Origin of the sequence: Gordonia sp. SCSIO 19800 (assembly GCF_018132775.1) — a bacterium.
GTDB lineage: Bacteria > Actinomycetota > Actinomycetes > Mycobacteriales > Mycobacteriaceae > Gordonia > Gordonia hongkongensis.
This window is the reverse complement of sequence record NZ_JAGRQM010000014.1, coordinates 81,520-103,693: the sequence shown is the minus strand read 5'-3', so window position 1 is coordinate 103,693 and position 22,174 is coordinate 81,520. Positions and strand designations below refer to the sequence as shown.

The 22,174-nt window shown below is 68.1% G+C and carries 22 protein-coding genes; 7 read left to right on the top strand and 15 right to left on the bottom strand.

Annotation, left to right across the window (positions count from 1 at the left end; all coding sequences use genetic code 11):
• Positions 1-10: 10 nt before the first annotated feature.
• The 6 genes from KB201_RS16335 to dnaK form a co-directional block, all read right to left on the bottom strand.
• Positions 11-1,114, bottom strand: a complete 1,104-nt coding sequence (locus KB201_RS16335; protein ID WP_211539809.1) for a hypothetical protein — start codon at positions 1,112-1,114, stop codon at positions 11-13.
• 12 nt (positions 1,115-1,126) lie between these two features.
• On the bottom strand, positions 1,127-1,594 hold the full coding sequence (locus tag KB201_RS16330; RefSeq protein ID WP_211539808.1) for an SRPBCC family protein: 468 nt from the start codon (positions 1,592-1,594) through the stop codon (positions 1,127-1,129).
• 49 nt (positions 1,595-1,643) lie between these two features.
• Entirely contained in the window at positions 1,644-2,042 is a 399-nt protein-coding gene (locus KB201_RS16325; protein ID WP_211539806.1) for a heat shock protein transcriptional repressor HspR, read from the bottom strand.
• A 3-nt stretch (positions 2,043-2,045) separates the two neighbouring features.
• Entirely contained in the window at positions 2,046-3,248 is a 1,203-nt protein-coding gene (gene dnaJ / locus KB201_RS16320; RefSeq protein WP_058249666.1) for a molecular chaperone DnaJ, read from the bottom strand.
• Between the two features lie 237 nt (positions 3,249-3,485).
• The gene (gene grpE, locus KB201_RS16315) at positions 3,486-4,118 is read right to left on the bottom strand and encodes a nucleotide exchange factor GrpE (RefSeq protein ID WP_211539804.1); all 633 of its coding nucleotides are present in this window, start codon (positions 4,116-4,118) and stop codon (positions 3,486-3,488) included.
• On the bottom strand, positions 4,115-5,959 hold the full coding sequence (gene dnaK, locus KB201_RS16310) for a molecular chaperone DnaK (RefSeq protein ID WP_211539803.1): 1,845 nt from the start codon (positions 5,957-5,959) through the stop codon (positions 4,115-4,117). Before dnaK ends, grpE begins: the two co-directional genes overlap by 4 nt.
• A 469-nt stretch (positions 5,960-6,428) precedes the next feature.
• Here dnaK and KB201_RS16305 point away from each other — a divergent pair, with 469 nt between their 5' ends.
• Together KB201_RS16305 and KB201_RS16300 are read left to right on the top strand one after the other, a co-directional pair.
• Positions 6,429-7,247, top strand: a complete 819-nt coding sequence (locus KB201_RS16305; protein ID WP_211539802.1) for a DUF1353 domain-containing protein — start codon at positions 6,429-6,431, stop codon at positions 7,245-7,247.
• 101 nt (positions 7,248-7,348) lie between these two features.
• The gene (locus KB201_RS16300; protein WP_211539801.1) at positions 7,349-9,172 is read left to right on the top strand and encodes an HNH endonuclease signature motif containing protein; all 1,824 of its coding nucleotides are present in this window, start codon (positions 7,349-7,351) and stop codon (positions 9,170-9,172) included.
• 81 nt (positions 9,173-9,253) lie between these two features.
• Here the strand turns inward: KB201_RS16300 and lon are convergent, their stop codons facing one another.
• Both lon and KB201_RS16290 read right to left on the bottom strand, forming a co-directional pair.
• The gene (gene lon, locus KB201_RS16295) at positions 9,254-11,596 is read right to left on the bottom strand and encodes an endopeptidase La (protein ID WP_211539800.1); all 2,343 of its coding nucleotides are present in this window, start codon (positions 11,594-11,596) and stop codon (positions 9,254-9,256) included.
• A 148-nt stretch (positions 11,597-11,744) separates the two neighbouring features.
• Positions 11,745-11,927, bottom strand: a complete 183-nt coding sequence (locus tag KB201_RS16290) for a hypothetical protein (RefSeq protein WP_058249659.1) — start codon at positions 11,925-11,927, stop codon at positions 11,745-11,747.
• 196 nt (positions 11,928-12,123) lie between these two features.
• On the opposite strand from KB201_RS16290, the gene KB201_RS16285 reads away from it, so the two are divergent.
• The gene (locus KB201_RS16285; RefSeq protein ID WP_165629524.1) at positions 12,124-12,543 is read left to right on the top strand and encodes a MauE/DoxX family redox-associated membrane protein; all 420 of its coding nucleotides are present in this window, start codon (positions 12,124-12,126) and stop codon (positions 12,541-12,543) included.
• Here KB201_RS16285 and KB201_RS16280 read toward each other — a convergent pair.
• Genes KB201_RS16280 through KB201_RS16270 form a run of 3 tightly spaced genes read right to left on the bottom strand, consistent with a single transcriptional unit; the run spans position 12,540 to position 15,152 of the window.
• On the bottom strand, positions 12,540-14,012 hold the full coding sequence (locus tag KB201_RS16280) for an MFS transporter (protein WP_165629523.1): 1,473 nt from the start codon (positions 14,010-14,012) through the stop codon (positions 12,540-12,542). The two genes, KB201_RS16285 and KB201_RS16280, sit on opposite strands and share 4 nt — an antisense overlap.
• Positions 14,009-14,527, bottom strand: coding sequence for an alpha/beta hydrolase (locus tag KB201_RS16275; protein ID WP_211539799.1), 519 nt, complete (start codon positions 14,525-14,527; stop codon positions 14,009-14,011). The genes KB201_RS16280 and KB201_RS16275 overlap by 4 nt, the downstream gene beginning before the upstream one ends.
• Positions 14,528-14,585: 58 nt before the next feature.
• Entirely contained in the window at positions 14,586-15,152 is a 567-nt protein-coding gene (locus KB201_RS16270; protein ID WP_165630781.1) for a TetR/AcrR family transcriptional regulator, read from the bottom strand.
• 125 nt (positions 15,153-15,277) lie between these two features.
• Between KB201_RS16270 and KB201_RS16265 the strand changes: the two genes are divergently transcribed.
• The gene (locus KB201_RS16265; protein ID WP_165629522.1) at positions 15,278-16,183 is read left to right on the top strand and encodes a chlorophyllase; all 906 of its coding nucleotides are present in this window, start codon (positions 15,278-15,280) and stop codon (positions 16,181-16,183) included.
• A gap of 27 nt (positions 16,184-16,210) precedes the next feature.
• Here the strand turns inward: KB201_RS16265 and KB201_RS16260 are convergent, their stop codons facing one another.
• Positions 16,211-16,612 carry an SRPBCC family protein gene (locus KB201_RS16260; RefSeq protein ID WP_165629521.1) on the bottom strand — a complete coding sequence of 134 codons (402 nt, stop codon included), beginning with the start codon at positions 16,610-16,612 and terminating at the stop codon, positions 16,211-16,213.
• Between the two features lie 61 nt (positions 16,613-16,673).
• Positions 16,674-17,399 carry a GAF and ANTAR domain-containing protein gene (locus KB201_RS16255; protein ID WP_165629520.1) on the bottom strand — a complete coding sequence of 242 codons (726 nt, stop codon included), beginning with the start codon at positions 17,397-17,399 and terminating at the stop codon, positions 16,674-16,676.
• Between the two features lie 173 nt (positions 17,400-17,572).
• Here KB201_RS16255 and KB201_RS16250 point away from each other — a divergent pair, with 173 nt between their 5' ends.
• Positions 17,573-18,295: a cutinase family protein gene (locus KB201_RS16250; protein ID WP_165630780.1), complete on the top strand. Its 723-nt coding sequence runs from the start codon at positions 17,573-17,575 to the stop codon at positions 18,293-18,295.
• Positions 18,296-18,331: 36 nt separating this feature from the next.
• On the opposite strand, the gene KB201_RS16245 is transcribed toward KB201_RS16250, so the two are convergent.
• Complete coding sequence (locus tag KB201_RS16245; RefSeq protein WP_065632445.1) at positions 18,332-18,613, bottom strand: hypothetical protein; 282 nt, start codon at positions 18,611-18,613, stop codon at positions 18,332-18,334.
• 416 nt (positions 18,614-19,029) lie between these two features.
• Positions 19,030-19,704 (bottom strand): TetR/AcrR family transcriptional regulator, encoded by a 675-nt coding sequence (locus KB201_RS16240; RefSeq protein WP_374193943.1) that lies wholly within the window; start codon positions 19,702-19,704, stop codon positions 19,030-19,032.
• 275 nt (positions 19,705-19,979) lie between these two features.
• On the opposite strand from KB201_RS16240, the gene KB201_RS16235 reads away from it, so the two are divergent.
• Both KB201_RS16235 and KB201_RS16230 read left to right on the top strand, forming a co-directional pair.
• Positions 19,980-21,005, top strand: coding sequence for an alpha/beta fold hydrolase (locus KB201_RS16235; RefSeq protein ID WP_165629519.1), 1,026 nt, complete (start codon positions 19,980-19,982; stop codon positions 21,003-21,005).
• 64 nt (positions 21,006-21,069) lie between these two features.
• Entirely contained in the window at positions 21,070-22,167 is a 1,098-nt protein-coding gene (locus KB201_RS16230) for a Rieske 2Fe-2S domain-containing protein (protein ID WP_211539798.1), read from the top strand.
• Positions 22,168-22,174: the final 7 nt, after the last annotated feature.

Below are 22,174 nucleotides of genomic sequence, written 5' to 3'. Positions count from 1 at the left end.
GGCGTCCGGCTCAGATCGACTCGGCAGCGTGCTGGGTGTACGCGGCGTCGCGCACCGCTTCGTCGGTTTCCAGGCCGGCGCCCAGGGCGCCGCCGACGGTCGCGAGGGAGCACGTCAGCCAGGCAACCTCCAGATAGTCGGTGAAGCCGACAGGGTGGTCGAGCGTCGCACCGATGACCTGCGGTACCACGAGGCAGAGCGCGCCGATCGCGGACAAGACGAACAGCGCCGCGTAGAACGCGCCCACACCGAGAACGACTGTGATCATGGTGACGATGTTGAACAGCGCCACCTGTTCGCGCGTCTGACGGGAGGTGCCACGTTCCCACAGGTCGGCGCCGATGATCAGCGTCGCGGTGATTGCGATGATCGAGCCGAGCGCCACCCCGGTCAGGCGAATCCCACCGAAAGTGTCTGCGAGAAGCCAGATGTCGGCGGTGACGAGTGCGAAGACCCCGGCCGCGATCGCCCCGGTGAGGGCGCGGGTGAGCCCGAGTGCGAGCCGCCACGGCCGATTGGCCCGCACCATGCCCGTGAGCAGACGCAGATTGCCCGTCAGCACGCGGGCGGTGAACGCGGTGCCCTCGTCCTCGACGTCGGTCCCGAGTTGACGGACACGGTGGCGTAGCGCCGATCGCGTCGGCGACTTCTGGTGTTCGCGGAGGTCGTCGGCGTCGGCACCGAGGAGCTGGCCGACCAGCCCGGTGATGATCCCGCGCGTCCGCTGCCGCACCCCGGTCGCGCCGAGGGCGGGCACCGAGAGCACCGCCACTCCGTGGACCGCGTTGGCGTGCGCCACCACCGGGCGTTTGCCGACGTGCAGCGGCAGGTCGGTCAGACAGACCACCAGATCCCACTCGCGTTCGAGCAGTAGGTCTCTCGTTGCATCCACGATCTCGGCATCACCCGCGGGCGGTTGCACGAGTCCGGCCTCGACGAGTTCGACCTGCCAGCGTGCGCCCGGGAAGTTCGTCTGGACATGGTCCGAGAGGTTGTCGTCGACGAGTTTGCGCGCCAAGCCGATCGCCTGGCCCGGCGCGGCGACGACACCGAGGACGACGACGGGTTCATCCGAGGCGTCGGACTCGGTCGACGTACCGGTGGCGGAGTCCATCGGCGGTCCGGCTCAGGCGAACCGGGCCGCGAGGGCCCGCAGGGTGCCCTCGATCCCCTTGCCGTTCTTCTTGTCGTAGCCGATGAGTTCCATGATCTTCGGTACCCGGAGCGTCGAGTAGTCGAAGGTCTCGGTGACCGCGGTCGTGGTCGGTGACGTCGACTCGAGTTCCCACCGCCAGCGGTGCCCCATCGGGTGCTGCCATTCGACGACCCGACCGGGTTCGAAGTCGGTGACGGTCGAGGTGATCTTGTACGGCACGCCGTACTGCTTCATCCCGACGCTGAAACGCGCCCCACGGGTCAGCGTCTCGGGCCCGTCCACAGGGGTGTCGCGGACCGTGCCGGAACCGTCGAGCTCCGGATGCCGATGCGGATTCGACACGAGCGCGAACACATCGGCGGCCGGGGCGTTCACGACGACCCGGCGCGAGACCTTGTGCGGGCCGGAGTCGACGGTGTTGACGGGTTCAGAAGCCATACGCTCAACGTTACGCACGTCCGTGGGCTCGGCGAAACCAAGCAGGTGGTCAGTCGGTGGTGCGTCTGCGTCGCGGCTGCCAGACGACCAGGGCATTGGTGCGCGGCACCGGGACGAGTTCGCCGCCGCGGCGGGTCCGGGACGCCTGCACCTCGTCGGTCAGCTCGCGCACGCGGTGCTGGAGCGCCTCGACCTGATTGCTCAGATCGATGATGCGTTTGATGCCCGCGAGGTTGACGCCTTCCTCCTGCGAGAGACGCTGGATCTCGCGCAGGAGTTCGACGTCGCGGGACGAGTAGCGGCGACCACCGCCACTCGTCCGTTGCGGGGTGACCAGACCCAGGCGGTCATAGGTCCGCAGGGTCTGGGCGTGCATGCCGGCGAGTTCGGCGGCCACCGAGATCAGGAAGGTCGCGCCATCACCGTCGAAGTTGCTCGCACCGGCCATGACTCATCGCCCCCAGTCCGCCCGCGGGTCGAAACCGCTTGCCCGCTCGGCCTGGTCGTAGGCGCGCATCGCCTCGACCGCGGCCTCGTCGAGCTTGTTCGGAACCGCGACCTTGACGGTGACGAGCAGGTCGCCCGCCCCGCCGGAGCGCTTGGGCACCCCACGACCGCGCACGCGCAGCGTGCGGCCGTCGGTGGTGTTCGGCGGGATCTTCACCCCGACCGAACCCTCCAGGGTCGGAACCGAGACCGTCGCTCCGAGAACGAGTTCGGAGATCCGCACCGGCAGCTGCACCCGAAGGTCGTTGCCGCTGCGGGTGAACTGCTTGTGCGGGGTCACGTGCACGACGACGTAGAGGTCACCCGACGGGGCGCCACGACGACCGGCCTCGCCCTGCCCGGCGAGCCGGATGCGTTGACCGTCCTCGACGCCGGCGGGGATCCGGACGTTGATGGTGCGCGCGCGAACCTTCACGCCGCTGCCGTCGCAATCGGTGCACGGGTCGTCGATCCGCGACCCGGTGCCCTGGCAGTCCTGGCAGGGCTCGCTGAATCCGAACGCGCCCTGGTTGCGGCTCACGAACCCGGAACCGTTGCAGTTCGCGCACACCCGCGGACTGGTACCGGGCTTGGCGCCCGAGCCGTGGCAGGTGGTGCAGGGCGACGGACTCGTCACCCGCAGGGGGACGGTCGTGCCGAGCGCGGCGTCGGAGAACGAGAGCGTCGTCTCGGTCTCGAGGTCCTTGCCACGACGCGGCCGGCTCGCCGTCGAAGTACGTTGCGTTCCGCCGCCGCGGTTGAACAGGCCGTCGAAGATGTCGCCGAAACCGCCACCGCCGCCCCCGGTCTGCGCCCCGCCGAACAGGTCGCCGAGGTCGAAGTCGCCACCGCCGCCGGTGGTGTAGGTGGTTCCGCCGCCGGGGAAGCCACCCGGGAAGCCGTTGCCGCCGCCGCGGAATCGTCCGCCGGCGAACATGGCGCGTGTCTCGTCGTATTCCTTGCGCTTCTCGGCATCGCCGAGGACGCTGTGGGCTTCGGACACCCGCTTGAAGCGCTCTTCGGCCGCGCTGTCACCCGGATTCGCATCAGGATGCAGCTCGCGCGCGAGCTTGCGGTAGGCCTTCTTGATCTCTTCAGCCGAAGCGTCAGAAGCAACGCCCAGGTCCTTGTAGAAGTCGTGTTCTAGCCACTCACGTTGTGGTGCCACCAGACGTCACCTCCTTGAGTTCTGTTGTCTGGATTGAAGTTTCAGTTGGGGCCACCTGCTCCCTGAGGTGCGAGCAGACCACCTGCTCCCTGAGGTGCGAGCCGACCACCTGCTCCCTGAGGTGCGAGCGAAGCGAGCCACGAAGGGTTCGTCGCCCTTCGTGGCTCGTCGCTTGCGCTCCTCGCACCTCAGGGATCAGTGGTGAGTTCGCCCACTCAGGATCGAGCGACGGTCGTTCTATTGTGCACCGGGCGCGTCGCCCGCGGGAGCGGGATCGGTGACCGTCACCATCGCGGTGCGGATCACCTTCTCGCCCAGGCGGTAGCCGCATCGGTACACCGATCCGATCACCGGATGTGCCCCGGTGCCGTCGTGCTGCACGGCTTCGTGGAGTTCGGGATCGAACTCGTCACCCGCCGCACCGAAGGCCACGAGACCTTCGGCGGCCAGCACACCGGTCAGCTTGTCGGCGACCGAACGCAGCGGACCGCTGTCGAGGTCGCCGTGTTCACGGGCACGGTCGAGATCGTCGATGATCGGCAGCAGCTTGTCGATCAGGATCTGCTTGCCGTAGGCGACCGACCCCTGCTTCTCCTCGGCGGCACGCCGCCGGAAGTTGGCGAACTGGGCGCGTTCGCGCTGCAGGTCGGCCGTCAGCTCGGCGACGCGGGCATCCGGCTCGTCGGCTGCCCCGTCCGCCTGCTGCTCGTCACTGGTCTGCTCGTCGACGACCGGTCCGGCATCGGCCGGGCCGGGGCCGGCGGCCGGCTCGTCGCGCACCTCACCCGTCTCCGGGTCGATACGACGACGGTCGGTCACCGTCACCGGCTCCTCGCCGGACCCATTCGACGAATGGGCTCCTGCGGTCACTTGTTCTCCTTCGAGTCGGCATCGTCGACGACCTCGGCGTCGACGACGTCGGGATCGCTGTCGGCCGCGGCGGACTCACCGTTGGGGGACTCGGCAGCGGCGCTGGCGTAGATCGCCTGGCCGAGGGCCTGCGATTCCTCCGACAGCTTCTCGATCGCGGACTTGATCGCCGCGGTGTCGTTGCCCTTGAGCGCTTCCTGCGCCCCGGCGACGGCCGCCTCGACCTTCTCCTTCAGCTCCGCCGGGACCTTGTCCTCGTTCTCCTTGAGGAACTTCTCGGTCTGGTGGACCAGCGACTCCGCCTGGTTGCGGGTCTCGGCCTCCTCGCGGCGCTTGCGGTCCTCGTCGGCGTGAGCCTCCGCGTCCTTGATCATGCGGTCGATCTCGTCCTTGCTCAGGCCGGAACCGTCCTGGATGCGGATCGAGTTCTCCTTGCCGGTGCCCTTGTCCTTCGCGGTGACGTGCACGATGCCGTTGGCGTCGATGTCGAAGGTCACCTCGATCTGCGGGACACCCTGCGGCGCCGGGGCGATGCCGCCGAGCTCGAAGCTGCCGAGCAGCTTGTTGTGCGAGGCGATCTCGCGCTCACCCTGATAGACCTGGATCTGCACCGACGGCTGATTGTCCTCGGCGGTCGTGTAGGTCTCCGACCGCTTGGTCGGGATCGTGGTGTTGCGCTCGATCAGCTTGTGCATCACGCCGCCCTTGGTCTCGATACCGAGGGAGAGCGGGGTGACGTCGAGCAGCAGCACGTCCTTGACCTCACCGCGGAGCACACCGGCCTGCAGTGCGGCGCCGACGGCGACGACCTCGTCCGGGTTGACGCCCTTGTTGGGCTCGCGGCCACCGGTCAGTTCCTTCACCAGGTCGGTGACGGCCGGCATACGGGTCGAACCACCGACGAGCACGACGTGGTCGATGTCGCCGACGGAGATGCCCGCATCCTTGATGACGGCCTGGAACGGTGCGCGGGTGCGCTCCAGCAGATCAGAGGTGATCTTCTGGAACTCGCTGCGCGAGAGCTGCTCGTCGAGGAACAGCGGGTTCTTGTCGGCGTCGACGGTGATGTAGGGCAGGTTGATCGAGGTGCTCTGCGAGCTCGAGAGTTCGATCTTGGCCTTCTCGGCGGCCTCACGGAGACGCTGCAGGGCCATCTTGTCCTTGGTCAGGTCGATGCCGTTCTGGCTCTTGAACTTCTCGACGAGCCAGTCGACGACGCGCTGATCCCAGTCGTCACCACCGAGGTGGTTGTCACCGGAGGTCGCACGGACCTCGACCACGCCGTCGCCGATCTCGAGCAGCGAGACGTCGAAGGTACCGCCACCGAGGTCGAAGACCAGGATGGTCTGTTCCTTCTCACCCTTGTCGAGCCCGTAGGCCAGGGCGGCCGCGGTCGGCTCGTTGACGATGCGGAGCACGTTGAGGCCGGCGATCTGGCCGGCTTCCTTGGTGGCCTGACGCTGCGCGTCGTTGAAGTAGGCCGGGACGGTGATGACCGCGTCGGTCACGTCCTCGCCCAGGTACGACTCGGCGTCGCGCTTGAGCTTCATGAGCGTGCGCGCGCTGATCTCCTGCGGGGTGTACTTCTTGTCGTCGATCTCGACGGTCCAGTCGCCTTCGCCCATGTGGCGCTTGACGGAGCGGATGGTGCGGTCCACGTTGGTGACCGCCTGATTCTTGGCGGGCTGACCGACCAGCACCTCGCCGTTACGCGCGAACGCGACCACCGACGGGGTGGTCCGTGCGCCTTCGGCGTTGGCGATGACGGCGGCCTCGCCGCCTTCGAGCACGGCCACCACCGAGTTGGTGGTACCGAGGTCGATTCCAACAGCACGAGACATGTTTGGCTTCCTCCTAGTTTGCGGGTGTGCACCCGAGTCCTTGTCCCGGGGTCTCGCGACCGCGGGGATGTCGTGGCGAAACTCTGCGGGACCGGACTTCAGTGCGTCCGACTCATGTCCTACTGAAAAAGTAGATCCGAGTCAAACCGACTTGAGTCTTCGCCGCTCAGGTTTCTCGAAGTGTGCAACGGGGGTGACCGACGGATTGTTCCCGGATCGTCGAAAAAATTGAGCGGAGTTCGCTCAATTTGGGCCGGGGCCTCAAACGCAAATGACGTTGCGCCCGGTTTCCGGGCACAACGTCATACGGATGCGTGGCTTCTTCGACCTCGCCATCGCCGGGGCCCCGGGCCCGCAACTTCCACGGTGGTCAGTACGCCACCACCCCAACACGCTGCGCCTCCGTTACCCATCGGTCCCGGTCGCGTGGGGGCTACGGTCGATACATCCCCTCGACGCGGAGGTGGCGATGACCAAGACCACACCGAGCGATCCGCGATGGGTGCTGTGGCGCGTCGCGCCGGCGTCTGGCTTCGAGGTCGACGACCCGACCGGGCGTGGCGAGGTCGAGATCGCGCAGATCGACGAGCGACAGTTTCTCGTGCGCAACGCCTTTCGGTTCTCCGATCCCGCGGTCGAGGAGTACCTCGTAACACAACTGGTCGAGCGAGGACAGACGGAAGCCCATGCGCGGGGCGCCGTCGACGCGGCCCGCACGTTTGTGCCCGGCGACGACAACCCCACCGACCTCGCCTCGATCCCCCGGTTCCTGCGCTGGTTTGAGAACCCCTACGGCAGACACTCACTCGCGGCGCTCATCCACGACGAGCTCATCACGGGCACCGTCAACTCCGGCGCGCTCGGGAGTGACACCCTGTCCGACCGGTTCTTCCGCGAGATGATGCGGGCGTCCGGCGTCCCCTGGCTCAAGCGGTGGATCATGTGGTCGGCCGTGGCACTTCGCACGCGATGGGTCGCCGGCGGATGGCGACGTCTCAGTGTGGTCGCGTGGCTGGTGCTGAGCCTCGTCGGCATCTGCGCGGCGGTCGGTTCGGGCGGGGCGTTGCTGTTCGATTGGTCGTGGCCGACATCATCGCCGGCGGTCTCTCTCCTGCTCTCCCTGCTGATGATTTTCGTCGCCGCGCCGCTGTGGGGGCGCCAGTGGGCGGCGAGTCTCGTTGCGGCCGTGGCCGCCTTGTGGGTCCTGCCCGCCGCGATCGTGGCCTACTTCGCCTATGCGCTGTATCTGTTGTCGGAGAGGATCGCTCGCACCGTCGGGCTCACGTAGCGGCTCGGCCGAGCATTCTTGTCGGTGGTCGGGTCTATCTTGGATGTATTAGTTGGACCGGTCAACCAGGCCGGGCGGCAACGACTTCGGGGGGAGTCACGGTGGGGGCATGGACGGATCTGCCGGGCGGGTTCCTCGCCGGGGTCGATCCTGCTTGTCCGGCCGATGCCGACACCGCTACCCATATGCAGCGTCTGGGGTCGATCCGCGCGGGCGAGTCGTATCTGGCGTGGTGTCGCTACCAGACGATCCTGGTGTTGTGTGATCGGCTGTTGACCACGGTCGGCAACAGTTACGTGTCCGACGGTTTCGGTGACATCGTCGCCCGGGTCTCGCGCGAGGCCGGGATCACCCGCTACCGGGCGGGGATGCTGGTCGACGAGGCACTGTGTCTTCGTGACCGACTGCCGCGGGTGTTGGAGACGTTGCGCGACGGTGTCATCGGGCCGCACCAGATCCGCGAGATCATCGGACGCACCCACCTGGTGTCCGATGATCACCTTCTCGACCCCGACGACCCCGACGACCCCGACAGCCGTCGGATCATCGAGGTGCTCGATGAATCGATCGCCGACCTGCTGCGCTCCCGGTCCGGGTCGTGGTCGACGTCAGGTCTGCGCGACATGATCGACCGCCTGGTCTTCGGCCACGACGCCGACGCCGTCCGCGAACGGCGCCGCGAAGCGCTCGACAAACGAGGCGTGTGGACCGAGAACCACGGTGACGGCACCGGTGAGATCACCGCGGTCATGGCCGCCGAGAACATCCGAGCTTCCGACGCCTCGGTACGGGAGCTCGCCGCCTCCGTCTGCGACCGGGATGGCCGCACCCTCGGGGAACGCAAGTCCGACGCCATGTACGCGTTGCTCACCCGAACAGCGTTCACCTGCGCGTGCGGTCAGTCCGACTGCACCGCAACATTGCCCGATCCTGCCGGCGCCACCGCGGGTACCGAGATCGTGATCCATGTCGTCACCGACGCCGACACCCTGGCCGGCGGGTCCGGACCCGGCTGGGTCGACGGGCATGGGGTGATCTCCGATGACCATGTGCGCGACCTCGCCGCCCGGCCCGACGCGACGATCAGGCCGGTCACCCCGGTCCGCACACCACCGTCGCAGGTTGTCGCCGGAGGCCCAGCCGTGACCGGCGAGGACGGATATGACGACGACACCACGCGGACGGCGAACATCGCCGCGCCACAGCAGGATACGGCGGGCAGCGACACCGACACGAACGCCGATGCCGGCGGCGCGGGTGACGCGTCGACACCCCCGACTTCGACCTCATCGTCGACGGAGCCGGTGTCGTCGGAGATGGTGGTGGTCTACCCGGCTGCCCTGCCTGGTGACCCGTACCGGCCGACGAGTGCGTGCGCGGAGTTCGTGCGGGTGCGCGACGGCTACTGCACCGAGCCGGGTTGCACGCGTTCGGCATTCACCGCCGATGTCGATCACGTCGCCGAGTACGACCACGCCCGACCCGCCCGCGGGGGTGCGACCTCGAGTGAGAACCTCAACGCCAAATGCCGTCCCGGTCATCTGCACAAGACCCACGGTGACTGGATCGATGTGCAGTACCGCGACGACGAGGGCCGCCTGGTCATCGAATACGTCACGCCCGAGGGCTTTGTGATCCCCGGCGAGGCCGAAACCCTCGAAGACCTCTTCCCCAACCTGCGTCGCATCCGATTCGAACAAGCCGCGAAAGCTCCACCCAGTCCGCGGATCATCGTGCCCGAACGGCAAGGCAGACAACAGCAAGGCCGACAACCGCGCACGATCACCGAACGCACCGCCGCCAAACACGCGAAGCGGCGAGAAGAACGTGCCCGCAACAAGAAACAACGCGAAGCGGATCGACTAGCCCGAGTCGAGGCAGCCAGCCATCAACCCGACACGCCCGACGACCCGCCACCCTTCTGACAGACGCCAACACCCCGGCGGAACGTGATCGTCCACGAACCACCGGGGCGTTGGGCTGGGCCTGGGCTACAGCGCGCGGGATCAGGCCGCGGTCACCTGCGCGTCGACGGCGACTTCCAGCGCCTGCGAGACGATCTCGGCGACGTCGGTCATCGGCCGCACGTCGAGGGCGTCGAGCACCTCGGCCGGCACGTCGTCGAGGTCGGGCTCGTTGCGCTGCGGGATGAAGATGGTCTTCAGCCCGCTGCGTTGTGCGGCAAGCAGTTTCTGCTTGACCCCACCGATCGGCAGGACCCGCCCGTTGAGCGTGACCTCGCCGGTCATCCCGACATCGCTGCGCACCTGACGTCCCGTCGCCATCGACACCAGCGCGGTGACCATGGTGACGCCGGCACTCGGACCGTCCTTCGGCACGGCTCCGGCCGGAACGTGCACGTGGATGGTCCTGTCGAGCGCCTTCGGGTCGACGCCGAGCTGCTCGGCGTGCGCCCGCACGTACGACAGTGCGATCTGCGCCGACTCCTTCATCACGTCGCCGAGCTGGCCGGTCAACTTCAGACCCGGCTCACCCTCGGTGGCGTTCACCTCGATGAACAGGACGTCGCCGCCCATGCCCGTGACCGCGAGACCGGTTGCGACACCGGGGACCGCCGTCCGCTCCGCCGATTCCGGCGTGAAACGCGGACGCCCCAGGTAGTCGCGCAGATCGGGCTCGTCGATGATGACGGGCGCCGTCGCGGTTCCCCCGTCTCCCGATTCGACCGCGAGGTTGGTCGCGGCCTTGCGCAGCGCCTTCGCCAGCAGCCGTTCGAACTGCCGCACACCGGGTTCGCGGGTGTAGTTGGCCGCGATCTCCCGCAGCGCCGCATCGGTGACGGTCACCTCGTCGGGTGTCAGCGCCGCCCGCTCGGCCTGCCGGGGCAGCAGGTAGTCGCGGGCGATGGCGACCTTGTCATCCTCGGTGTACCCGTCGAGGGTCACGAGCTCCATACGGTCGAGCAGGGCCGACGGGATGTTCTCGATGACGTTGGCGGTCGCGAGGAACAGCACATCGGACAGGTCGAGATCGAGATCGAGGTAGTGATCGCGGAAGGTGTGGTTCTGCGCGGGGTCGAGGACCTCGAGCAGCGCGGCGGCCGGGTCGCCCCGGTAGTCCGAGCCCACCTTGTCGATCTCGTCCAGCAGCACAACGGGATTCATCGATCCCGCCTCACCGATGGCCCGCACGATCCGGCCGGGCAGCGCACCGACGTAGGTACGCCGGTGGCCGCGGATCTCCGACTCGTCGCGCACACCACCGAGGGCGACGCGCACGAACTTGCGGCCCAACGCCCGGGCGACGCTCTCACCGAGCGATGTCTTGCCGACCCCGGGAGGACCGGCGAGCACCATCACGGCGCCCGACCCGCGTCCGCCGACGACCTGCAGGCCGCGTTCGGCGCGACGGGCACGCACCGCGAGGTACTCGACGATGCGGTCCTTCACGTCGTCGAGGCCGTGGTGGTCGGCGTCGAGGATCTCGCGCGCACCCTTGACGTCGGCCGAGTCCTCGGTCCGGGTGTTCCACGGCAGGTCGAGGACGGTGTCGAGCCAGGTGCGGATCCATCCGGTCTCCGGCGACTGGTCGCTGGCGCGCTCGAGCTTGCCCACCTCGCGGAGCGCGGCCTCGCGCACCTTCTCGGGCAGGTCGGCTTCCTCGACGCGGCCGCGGTAGTCTTCGGCGCCCTCGGGCTCGTCCTCGCCGAGCTCCTTGCGGATGGCGGCGAGCTGCTGGCGAAGCAGGAATTCCTTCTGCTGCTTGTCCATGCCCGCGCGGACGTCCTCGGCGATCTTCTCGGTCACCTCGGACTCGGCCAGATGATCGCCCGTCCACTCGATGAGCAGCCGCAACCGCGCCGCAGTCACCGGCGTCTCGAGCAGCTCGCGCTTCTGTTCATCGGACAGCCACGACGCATAGCCCGAGGTGTCGGCGAGATCCGCCGGATCGGACATCTTGTTGACGGCGTCAATGAGCTGCCATGCCTCGCGGCGCTGCAGCATCGCCAGCACGAGCTTCTTGTACTCGCCGGCGAGTTCACGGTCTTCGTCGGTGACGTCAACGGCGTCGACCTCGGTCACCTCGACCCACAGCGCGGCACCGTGACCGGGTGTCCCGGTCCCGATCTGCGCGCGCTGCTCACCCTTGACGACGGCTGCGATGCCGCCGCCCGGGATGCGGCCGACCTGCACGATCGACGCGATGACACCGTAGGTGGGATACCGGTCGTCCAGACGTGGGGCGACCAGCAGTTTCCCGGTCTCGCTCGCCCGGGCGGCGTCGACCGTGGCCTGCGCGGCATCGTCGAGCGGGATGGGCACGACCATGCCGGGCAGGACGACGACGTCGGGAACGAAGAGAACCGGCAGTGAATATGTCTGCGACATGAAACCTCCAGAGTTAAGTCTGACCGACTCAACCCAGGTGGCAGGAATCTTGTTCCCGAGCGATTTATGCCAGGAGCGAACGGGGTGCGGCCGCCCAGGTGAAGCCGTCCGGTCGGGACAGTGGGCGTGAGCGTCAGCCGGGCGAACCTCAGGTGAGGTCGACCGCGGCGCGGGTGGCGAGGACGACGATCTGGGCGATCACCAGAACCGCGACCGCGACGAAGAACGCCGCGGTGGTCACGACGACACCGGCCGCCCCGCGCAGCGCACTCGGCACCGCATGCAGCCAGGACACGGAGAGTCGGTGTGCGGGTGCGACATCGGGGGTCATGGGCGGTCCTCTGCATACAACGAGCGACCACACCGTTGTGGTCGCAATCACAACACTCAATCACAAGTAAGTACTTCTGTGCCACAAATCGACATCAAGACTCATCCCGACCCGAACCCTCCGGCGCTGACCGTCCGAAACCCCGCCCGCCACGAAGTGCGGTAGAACCGAACCGACACCCACCCGAGGAGCCCACATGTCGATCGTCACGCCGACCACCACTCGCCAGCCGCTGGGCCGGGCCATCGCCCGGATCGCCCTGGGAGCGGTGCTGGTGATCGCCGGCGTCGGCCACCTCACCGCCCAGCGCGAGGAGTTCCAGGCACAGGTCCCCGACTGGGTGCCGTTCAGCAAGGACTTCGTGGTGCTGGCCTCCGGCGGCGTCGAGATCGCCCTGGGCGCCGCGCTGATCGCGCTGCCGCGTCACCGCAAGGTGGTGTCGTGGATCGTGGCCGCGTTCTTCGTGGTCATCTTCCCCGGCAACATCAACCAGTACGTCGAGCACATCGACGCCTTCGGACTCGACACCGACCAGAAGCGCCTGACGCGACTGTTCTTCCAGCCCGTACTCGTGCTCTGGGCCATCGCGGCCGGCACCGGCGAACGCCGGGCCTAACCTGCCCGGGTAGCCGCATCCTGGCAGGCGGTGTCCACACCCGCACGGACCTGCGGCCGCACATCCGTGCTCGAGCGGATCGTGCACGCCGCCACCAGCCCGCCGACCGCGCAGCACGCCGCGCAGATGTACATGGCCGTCCGGAAGCCGGCGCCGAGCGGATCGCCGGGGCCCGCATCGATCCCCGCCACGGCGGGCAGCACCGCCACCGCGAGCAACCCCGCGAGCCGCGCCACCGCGTTGTTCACGCCCGACGCGGTACCGGCGAGCGCGTCGTCGACGGCGGCGAGCGCCGCTGAGGTGAGCGGCGCGACCGTCACCGTCATGCCGAGGCCGAACAGCAGCACCCCGGGCAGCACGGAGTCGACGTAGCCCGAGCCCGGATCGACCCGGGACATCAGCGCGAAACCACCGGCGGCGATGAGCGGGCCGACCGTCATCGGCAGCCGTGGCCCGGTGCGCTGCGCCAGCTTGCCGACCAAGGGCGACCCGAACAGCATGATGAACGTGCTCGGGAACATCGCCGCGCCGGCCTCGAACGCCGAGTAACCGAGGCTCTGCTGCAACTGCAGGGCCAGCAGGAACAGCGCACCGCCCAGCGCCGCATAGACCAGCAGCGTCGTCAGATTGGCGCCGGTGAACTGCGACGACCGGAACAGCCCCAGCGGCAGCAGCGGCGCCGGCACCCGCGACTCGATCACCACGAAGCCCACCAGCGCGACGACTCCGACCACCCCCGCCGCAACCGTTACCCCGTTCCACCCGTTCGACGGCCCCTCGATGAGTGCGTAGATCACGCCCGCGAGCCCGACGGTCATCGCCAGGGCACCCGCCACGTCCAGACGGGCGTTCGACGTCGCGCCTCGCGATTCGGGGACGTGCCGGATCGCGATCCACAACGCTCCCAGCGCGAGCGGCACACTGAGCAGGAACGTCCACCGCCACGACGCCGCGTCGACGAGCCAGCCACCGAGGAACGGGCCCAGAGCCGTGGTCGCGCCGGACATCCCGGCCCACAGACCGACCGCCGCACCGCGGTCCGACGGACGGATCTCGGCGTTGATCAACGCCAGGCTGCCCGGCACGACCGCGGCGGCGGCGATCCCCTGCACGATCCGTGCGGCGACGAGGAGTTCGACGGTCGGCGCCAGCCCGCACGCGACCGTGGCCACCGCGAACACGGCGAGACCTCCGGCGAAGACGAGCCGACGCCCATACCGGTCGCCGGCGACACCACCGATCAACAACAACGCGCTCAGCGTGAGCAGATACCCGTCGAGCACCCATTGCTGGCCGCGCAGACCGGTGTCGAGGTCGTTGGCGATCGCGGGCAGGGCGACGTTGACGACCGTGCCGTCGATGAACGCGACCCCCGAACCGAGAACCGCGGCGACGATCAGCCAGCGCCCCGCGGGCGACGCGGCCGGCACTCCACGGGCGTCGGTGTCGGCCGCGCTGTTCTCGCTCATCGGTTCTCGGCGGTTATGAGCTCGGCGGCGAGGACGTCGGCGAGCCCGTCGAACTGGTGACCGCCCACCGGATGACGATGCAGCGGCGCCGACGGAAGGAACGCCGCGTTCAGGTCCAGGTGCTCGACGGGCACCACGTCGTCGTCGACGCAGTGGTGGACCGAAGGGAGCAGAGTGCCGGTGCCGGGGAACACGTACTGCGGAACATCCCAGCCGTCCGGTCCCCAGTTCGGCATCGCAAGCAGCACAGCACTTCTCGAGACGACATCGGCGTCGGCGAAGACATGCATCAGCACCGTCGCCCCGAACGAGTGCGCGACGACGTGATCGTCGGCGTCCAGCCCCACGAGACGCCGGCGGATCGGCCGGGCCCACGCCTCGATCGACATGTCATCGTCGGAGAACCGAGGCATGTCCAGCGTCGCGTCGAGAGCCGCGGCCAGCGCCTCGGCGAGCGGGCCGTCGTCGGCGTATCCGCCCGCGCCGTGGATGAAGAACAGCCGACGGTGCGTCATGGGGTCTCCTCGAAATCGCGTTCCGTTCTCGAAGGCTGACTGCGACGTATGACGGATCTCATCGCCCCGCACCCTCCTCTCGTGCCGAAGATGCACCGGAGCCGACCAGCAGCAGACCGACCATCGCCCTGGCGTCGGCGTCGGTGTACCCGGGTCCGATGATGCACAGGTTGCCGATCGCCCGTAGGAAGGTCAGCGCGCAGATGTCCCGGCTGACCTCTCCCGTGGCCTGCGCCGGTTCGAGTAGCGAGGCGAACGCCGGCACGAGGGTGTCGAAGATGAGCGCGTGCAGATCGACGAGGCTCGGGTCGTCCGAGCTGAGCGCGTCACTCAAGCCGTGTTTGGTGACGAGGAAGTCGGTGAACGCCGACGTCCACCGGCACAGCGCGGCACGCGGCGGGACCTGTTCGGCGAGAAGCTGTTCCGCCAATGCCGCACATTCGTCGACCTGGTGCCGGTACACCGCGGTGACCAGTTCCGCCCGGGTCGGGAAATGCCGGTACACCGTGCCGACGCCGACACCGGCACGCGTGGCGATGTCGCGCACCGGGGCCTGCACGCCCGCATCGACGAAGGCCGCGGCCGCCGCCTCGAGAAGTGCCGTACGGCTCCGTTCAGCCTGCATCTGACGTGCTGTTTTTCCTGCGGACACCCTCCACCCCTTGCTCGCGGAACACTGTTCCGCTAGTTTGGCGGAACATCGTTCCGTCCAGGTTATCGCGCACCGGCCCCGCCCCGAAGGGAACTCCCATGTCCACGAAAGTGCTCGCTCGTCAGATCGTCTCCGTCAAGCCCATCGTCGTCCCCACCTCGGACCGTCCGTTCCCGTTGACGGTGAGGGTCACCGCACCGGCCACCGGGGATCGGCTCCCGGTCCTCGTGTTCTCCCACGGCAACGCCTGGTCGATGGACGGTTACGCACCACTCGTCGATCGTTGGGCCGCATCAGGTTTCGCCGTCATACAGCCGACGCATCTCGATTCCCGGCGCCACGGGATCGGATTCGACGACCCGCGATTCTCGTCCATCTGGCGCACGCGGGTGCAGGACGCGCACGCGGTGATCGACCATCTCGACGAGATCCTGATCGCGGCCGGCGGGGACCTGCGCCCGCGCGTCGACATCGACCTGCTCGCCGCGGCCGGCCACTCATGGGGCGGTCAGACCGTCGGCACCCTCCTCGGCGCGCGTGTGATCGGGCCGGACGGGGTCGTCGGCCCGGATCTCGCACACCCCGCCGTGCGAGCGGGCGCGCTGATAGCGACGGCCGGGACCGGCGACAGCCTGAGCGAGTACGCGCGCGAACACCTGCCGTTCATGCGGCCGGACTTCTCGACGATGTCCACCCCGGCGCTCGTCGTCGCCGGCGGCAAGGACGACTCGGCACTGTCGACACGTGGCCCGGAGTGGCTGACCGATGCCTTCCACCTCTCGCCCGGCGCGACGGACCTGATGTGGATTCCGGACGGCGAACACACTCTCGGCGGTATCGCCGGTGAGGCGGTCCGGGAGACCACCGATGAGAACCCGGCCCGGGTCGCGCTGGTGGCCGACGCCGTCGCGGCCTATCTACTCGACGCGCTCGGCGTCAGCTCGGCCGCGTGGGAAGCTCTGCGGCACGCGGACTCCGCGGAGTTCACGGTGCAACCAAAGTGACAACGTCCGGGTCTACCCAGACGGACACTAGGCCAAGTAATCCGCCTCCAGCAACGATTTCAGTTGTGCGAGATCCTTTTCCACCATCTGGGTGTCGCGGTCGAACTCGTCGTCGGACATGGCCAGCTGCCGGATCGTGAAGACGACTTCGGCACCTTCTGGATGCGCCAGCACCCGAAACGGATTGAGCACGGTGTCCCCGGTGGGGAGCACCACCTCGTGGTCGACGACGCCGTGTCCGTTCCGCGGGACGAACCGGACGGTCACGGTGCCCATCGGCGACTCCACGAGCAACTCGTCACCCCGCCGGACCACCTCCGACTTCGCCAGCCCCGCGGCCCAGCGCGGCAGATTGTCGGGCTCGGCCGCGAAGTCGTAGACCTTCGCGGGTTCGGCGTTGATGACCACACTCACGTGCCGGCTGCGCATGTGGCCAACGTAGTCGTGACAGCATGCTGCCGCCTACCGATCCCGACGCCGATCCGCCCGGTCAGGAGAGAGACTCCGCGCTCCCGTCGGTGGGCTCGGCCAGTTCCCTCTCGATGAGCTGTTCGGCGACCTTGGCCAGCGGCGTGTTGGTGTCCTGGGACAGGCGTCGGAGCAGAGCGAAGGCGGCGACCGCATCGATGCGGAAGCGGTACATGATCATGCCCTTGGCCTGACCGATGATGTCCCGGCTGGCCAACGCACTGCGGAAGTGTTGTTGCTGCCGCGCGGCACGCAACGCCAGGGCGGCGTGGGTCGCGAACAACAGGCCGACTTCCAGGGACTCGTCGCCGAAGGCGTCGGGCGTATCGGCGAACATGTTGAGCGCGCCGATGGTCCCCTTGTCGGTGAACAGCTTGAACGACAGGCTGGACCGCAGCGGACTCTCGTCGAGAATGCGAGCGGAGAAGGCGGGAAAACGCTCGTCGCGGGCGATGTCGTTCACGAGCACGGTGTGGTGGTCCCAGGCCGCCTGCAGGCACGGGCCCTCGCCCGTTTCCTTTTGAATCCGGTCTGCCAGATTCATCAGCGGGTCGGTGGGCGCGAGCGTGTCGAAATTGTTCTTCTGATCGACCACGAGAACGCCGGCGTACTGCGCACCGGGGACGTACTCGACGGCGCCGGCGGTGACCGAGGGCAGCACCTCGGCCGACGTGTCCTCAGTGGACTCGGGAATGGCATGCATCTGCCGCGCCAGCTCGGCGATCTTGAAATGGACGTCTGTTGCCACCGGCACTCAACCTCGATTCGATGCGCCGGCTCAGCCCGGCGAACCCCGTAATTCTACAAATCGCGCATGCGCTCAACCCGGTTGTTCGTGCCGAACCGTCTCTCGGATGGCCCTGAATCGGCTCAATCTTTGGGACGATCAGGCCCTTATCCCCGGGCGACGTGATCTCTACCATTGGCCTGGTGATCAAACGGTTGAGTGTCTCCGTCCTTTGTGTCATCGCGGCGATCACGGGGGCGGTGGCCGTCGGCACGCCCGCGGCGCAGGCCGCACCGTCGTGCTCCGACGTCGAGGTCGTGTTCGCGCGCGGAACCGTGGAGACCTCTCCGCCGCTGGGCCTGACCGGGATCTCCTTCGTCGAGGCCGTTCGCTCGCAGCTGCCGGGCAGGTCCGTCAGCGCCTACGGCGTCAAGTACCCGGCCAGCGACCGGTTCAACAACCGGCTGAAGTTCGCGCGCACGGTGGCCGACGGCGTCCGCACCACCCAGAACCGCATCAAATACCTGGCCGCGAAGTGCCCGGACACCAAGGTCGTCCTCGGCGGCTACTCCCAGGGCGCCGTCGTCGCCGGCTACGCCGTCCATGCCGGGCTGGACCTGCCCGCCCGGTACGCCGCGTACGACCGGTTCGTGCCGCCGCCGCTGCCGGCGAACATGGCGCGCAACGTCGCCGCGATCGTGCTCTACGGCGCGCCGTCGGATCGCTTCATCGACGACATCGGCGCTCCCCCGGTCAAGGTGGCCGCACCGTACCGTAGCCGCACCGTTCGCTACTGCATCCCCGGCGACACCATCTGCGACGGTGCGCCGGTTGGCGGCCCGAATGCCCTGCACGTGCTCTACTCGGTCAACGGCATGACGCTCGAGGGCGCCCGGTACGCAGCCCGGCGGGTCTGACCCGGGCGCTCCTCGGGGAGCGACTCGGCGCTCGGCTCAGAAGTCCGGCGCAGGCACGACTTTCGCGAAGGTCCTGCTGGCGTCGGACTTCTCCGCTTCGTAGACGAGAGCCAGTTCGGCGCGCTCGAAGTTCTGGAACCACTCGTCCCAGGTGATGTGCTCGAGGTCGCCGTCGACCGCACCGTCGAAGTCGATGCGGAGCATTCCTGTTCCGCCGACGCTCCGGATGTCGCGAACGCGGGCGGGCACACCCCGGTGGGTGGTCGCCCACTCTCGGATCTCGTCGTGATCGCGCGTCGTCCTGCAGTGAGACCCCATCGGTCGTCTCCTATCGTGCCGCACCGAAACCCACCATTGGGCATCGCGGTCCGTGGACCGCCCTGTCCTTGTCTCGGCGTCCGGGCGTCCGACGTCAACCGCTGATCGGTGCGCTGTTCATACCCAGGACAGGCTCTCGTCAACCCTGCGTGACCCGGGATGTCAGGGCGCGGCTCGGAGCGAGACGGTGAGATCGAAATGGTCGAAGGCGCGTGGCATCTCGACGTCGCCGCCGCGCACACGTGGCGCGAGCACGTTGTCGTCGGTAGCGTCGGCCTCTCGACGGCCGCCCGCGTCCGCCAGGCCGCCTCGTGGAATAGCCCGCGGGACAGCGAGCGAAACCGGCACCGGTCATGCGCAATCCACTGGTCGGCGATGCCCCCCGAGCGCGGAGTTTGACCCGTCGGGGCGGTTCCTCAGCCCGCGAGCAGCGCGACGATGGCCTTCGCCAGGCCACGTCGGGCCAGCTGCTGGTCCTGGAAGGTGCCGAGTTGCTTCTCCGACACCAGGCCTCGCATGGCCCCGGGCAGGAACGCCGCGACCTCGCGCACCCGCTCCGGATCGACGTCGAGGTCGGCGAATGCACGCTGGCACGAATCGATCCACGACGGCCCCCACGACGCGAACTCGGCGGCGGTCTTGGGAAACATCCGACGCAACTCGTCCGGATCGCGCGGCAGGGCCGCCCGCAGGGTCTCGATCGCGCGGGATTCGGGCGCGGTCAGTCCGTCGTACATGAGGTCGACGATGGCCGCAACCCGCTCTGCCAGTGGCGCATCGGGTTTCACACTCATCGGGAGGTCGCCACGATGTTCCGCGGTCCGATGAAGCACCGCCGCCCACAGGCCGTCGATGTCGTCGAACTGGTACTTGACCGCGCCCCACGTCGCGCCGATGTCCTTGGCGATCCGGTTGCCCGACACGGAGGCGGGGTCGCCGGTGGCCAACGAGGCGAGCGCGGCGTCGAGCATCGCCTCGCGCGTCGCCTGGCCGCGCCTGTTCACCCTCCGGGTGACGCTGCCCGTAGCACCGTTGGGGGACCCGTCGTCCGCGGCGCGGACGTCGGAGGCGCGGGATTCGCCGGGAACCATGGCTGCCGATCGTAGCCGCTGCCGACCGCGGTCACGACGTCGCGGCGATGCGCTGACCGGCGCGATGTTTGGCGATCGTTCGCTCGGCTACCCGTCCGTCGGGTCGATCGCGACGAAGTGCGGACGACCATCGTCCGACCAGGCAGCCGGCCCGTTCGGACACAACCCGACATTTGGCACAAACCGTTACCCGAAGCGGTAGATACAGACAGTACGAGTTTGTATCATTGTGCAGCCGATGTGACACACGTCACCGGCGGTCCGAGGGGGACGACATGAATGCAGCGACCGGCATCGGAGCCGCCCGCCACGCCCTGTCCGGCCTGCTGCCGGCCGAGGCGCGTCGCCGACTCCGCAACCGCGTCTACGTGGACACGCTGTTCAACAGCCGCGAACCCGAACGGACCTCATGGGCGGTGACCGACGACGGCGCGCGGTTGCGCGTCGTCCACCACGGACCGGCGGACGCTCCCGTACTCGTTCTCGTGCATGGTTGGTCGTGCTGTGTCGAGTACTGGAATCCACAGATCAATGCGCTGGCCGAGCGTTACCACGTCGTCGCCTACGACCAGCGCGGCCACGGCGAGAGCTCCTGGGGCCGTCGCGCGTTCGACACCGACGTCTTGGCGGATGACCTGTACACCGTTGTCTCCCAGACACTCCCCGAAGCAGCCACAGCCGTGTTCGTCGGGCACAGCATGGGCGGCATCACCCTGCAGGCCTGGGCCCACCGGCATCGTGATCAGGCCGAGTCGCGAGCCACCGCAATGATTCTCGCCAACACCACCTGGGGCGGGGTCGCCACCGAGAGCCGGGTGCTGCCACTCGTCAACGGCCCGATCAAGGCGCCGCTGTGGCTGCTCCAGATGGCGCTGTCCATACCGGTTCCGTTCCCGGGAGATCGGTTCACGCGGAGCGTCATCCGGCATCGCATCCTGAACGGCCGATCGGCGACCGTCGATCACGCCGCTTTCGTTCTCGCGATGACCCGCTCGTGCTCGCCCAGCTCCCGCGCGAAGTCCGCCGTGGCCCTTCTCCAGTTGGCGATGGGACCCGCCGGCGCCGACGCCATCACCGTGCCGACCACGGTCATCGGCGGTCGGCACGACCTCCTTCTCCCGCACGCGATGACCCAGCGCATCGCGCATGCCCTGTCGATTCGCGGCTACCTCGATCGCCTGGTCGTCCTCGACACCGGTCACGCGTCGAACATCGAGGCCGCCGAGGACTTCACGGCCGAGATCCATCGGGTCATGCAATCCGCGTCACCGAGTCCGGAGCTCGCCGAAACCGCCAGCTGACCAGGCACGGCCTTTTTCATAGACCCCTCTTGCATTCTCGTCGCGCGGGACCTACGGTTGCCGCATGGCGAGAACGCCGCTGTCGATGACACCCACCGGTTGGTTCCAGGTCGCCTGGTGCTCGGAGATCCCGGTCGGGGCGGTCCACACGATGAAGTACTTCGGGCGCGAGATGGTCGCCTGGCGGTCGCGGTCGGGCCGGGTCTCGGTGTTCGACGCCTATTGCGAACATCTCGGCGCCCACCTCGGCCACGGCGGCCATGTCGAGGGCGAGAACTTGGTCTGCCCGTTCCACGGCTGGGAGTGGAATCGCGAGGGGCGCAACGTCTGCATCCCGTACGAGAAACATCCCAATCGTGGGCGACGAATCCGCAGCTATCCGGTCGTCGAGCGCAACGAGGCCATCTGGATCTGGCACGACATCGAGGGTCGTCCACCGCATTTCGACGTTCCCGACATCTTCGGCGACTTCGACGACGATCGCACCGCCGCCGACTACTACCCGCCGGTGCCCGCGGCCACCCTCTTCCGGCCGGGACTCGAGATCCACCCGCAGTACATCATGGAGAACGGCGTCGACTTCGCCCACTTCAAGTTCGTCCACAAGACCCCGTTCATGCCGGAATTCACCCGGCACGACTTCGCCGGTCCGGTGTCCCACGTCGACTTCACCATCGCATTCGAGGACGGCGCGACACTCGAGAACGCCACCAGTGGAGTCGAATCCATCAACGCCGGGCTCGGGTGTTCGGTGACCAAGAGCTGGGGCATGGTCGACAATCGCACCATGCCGGCGGTCACCCCGGTCGACGAGCACACCTCCGACGTCCGGTTCACCGTGTGGATCGGCCGCAAACCGGGCGAGGAGACCGGCGAGATCACCCGCTACGGCACCGTCATGGCCGACCTCGTCATCGAGCAGTTCGCCGCCGACATCGACATCTGGGCGCACCAGCGCTACTCCGACCCGCCCGCGTTGTCCCGCAGGGAGTTCGAGGGCTTCACCGCACTTCGCAAGTGGGCGCGGCAGTTCTACCCCGACGGCGGCCCCGACGATGCCGATCCGTCGTCGTCGAGCGGAGCGGTGCTGCCACAAGGCGATGACTTCGTCCGCATCCGCCGTTCCGAGCTCGAGGCGCTACGCGCCGCCACGCAGTCCTGACATACGT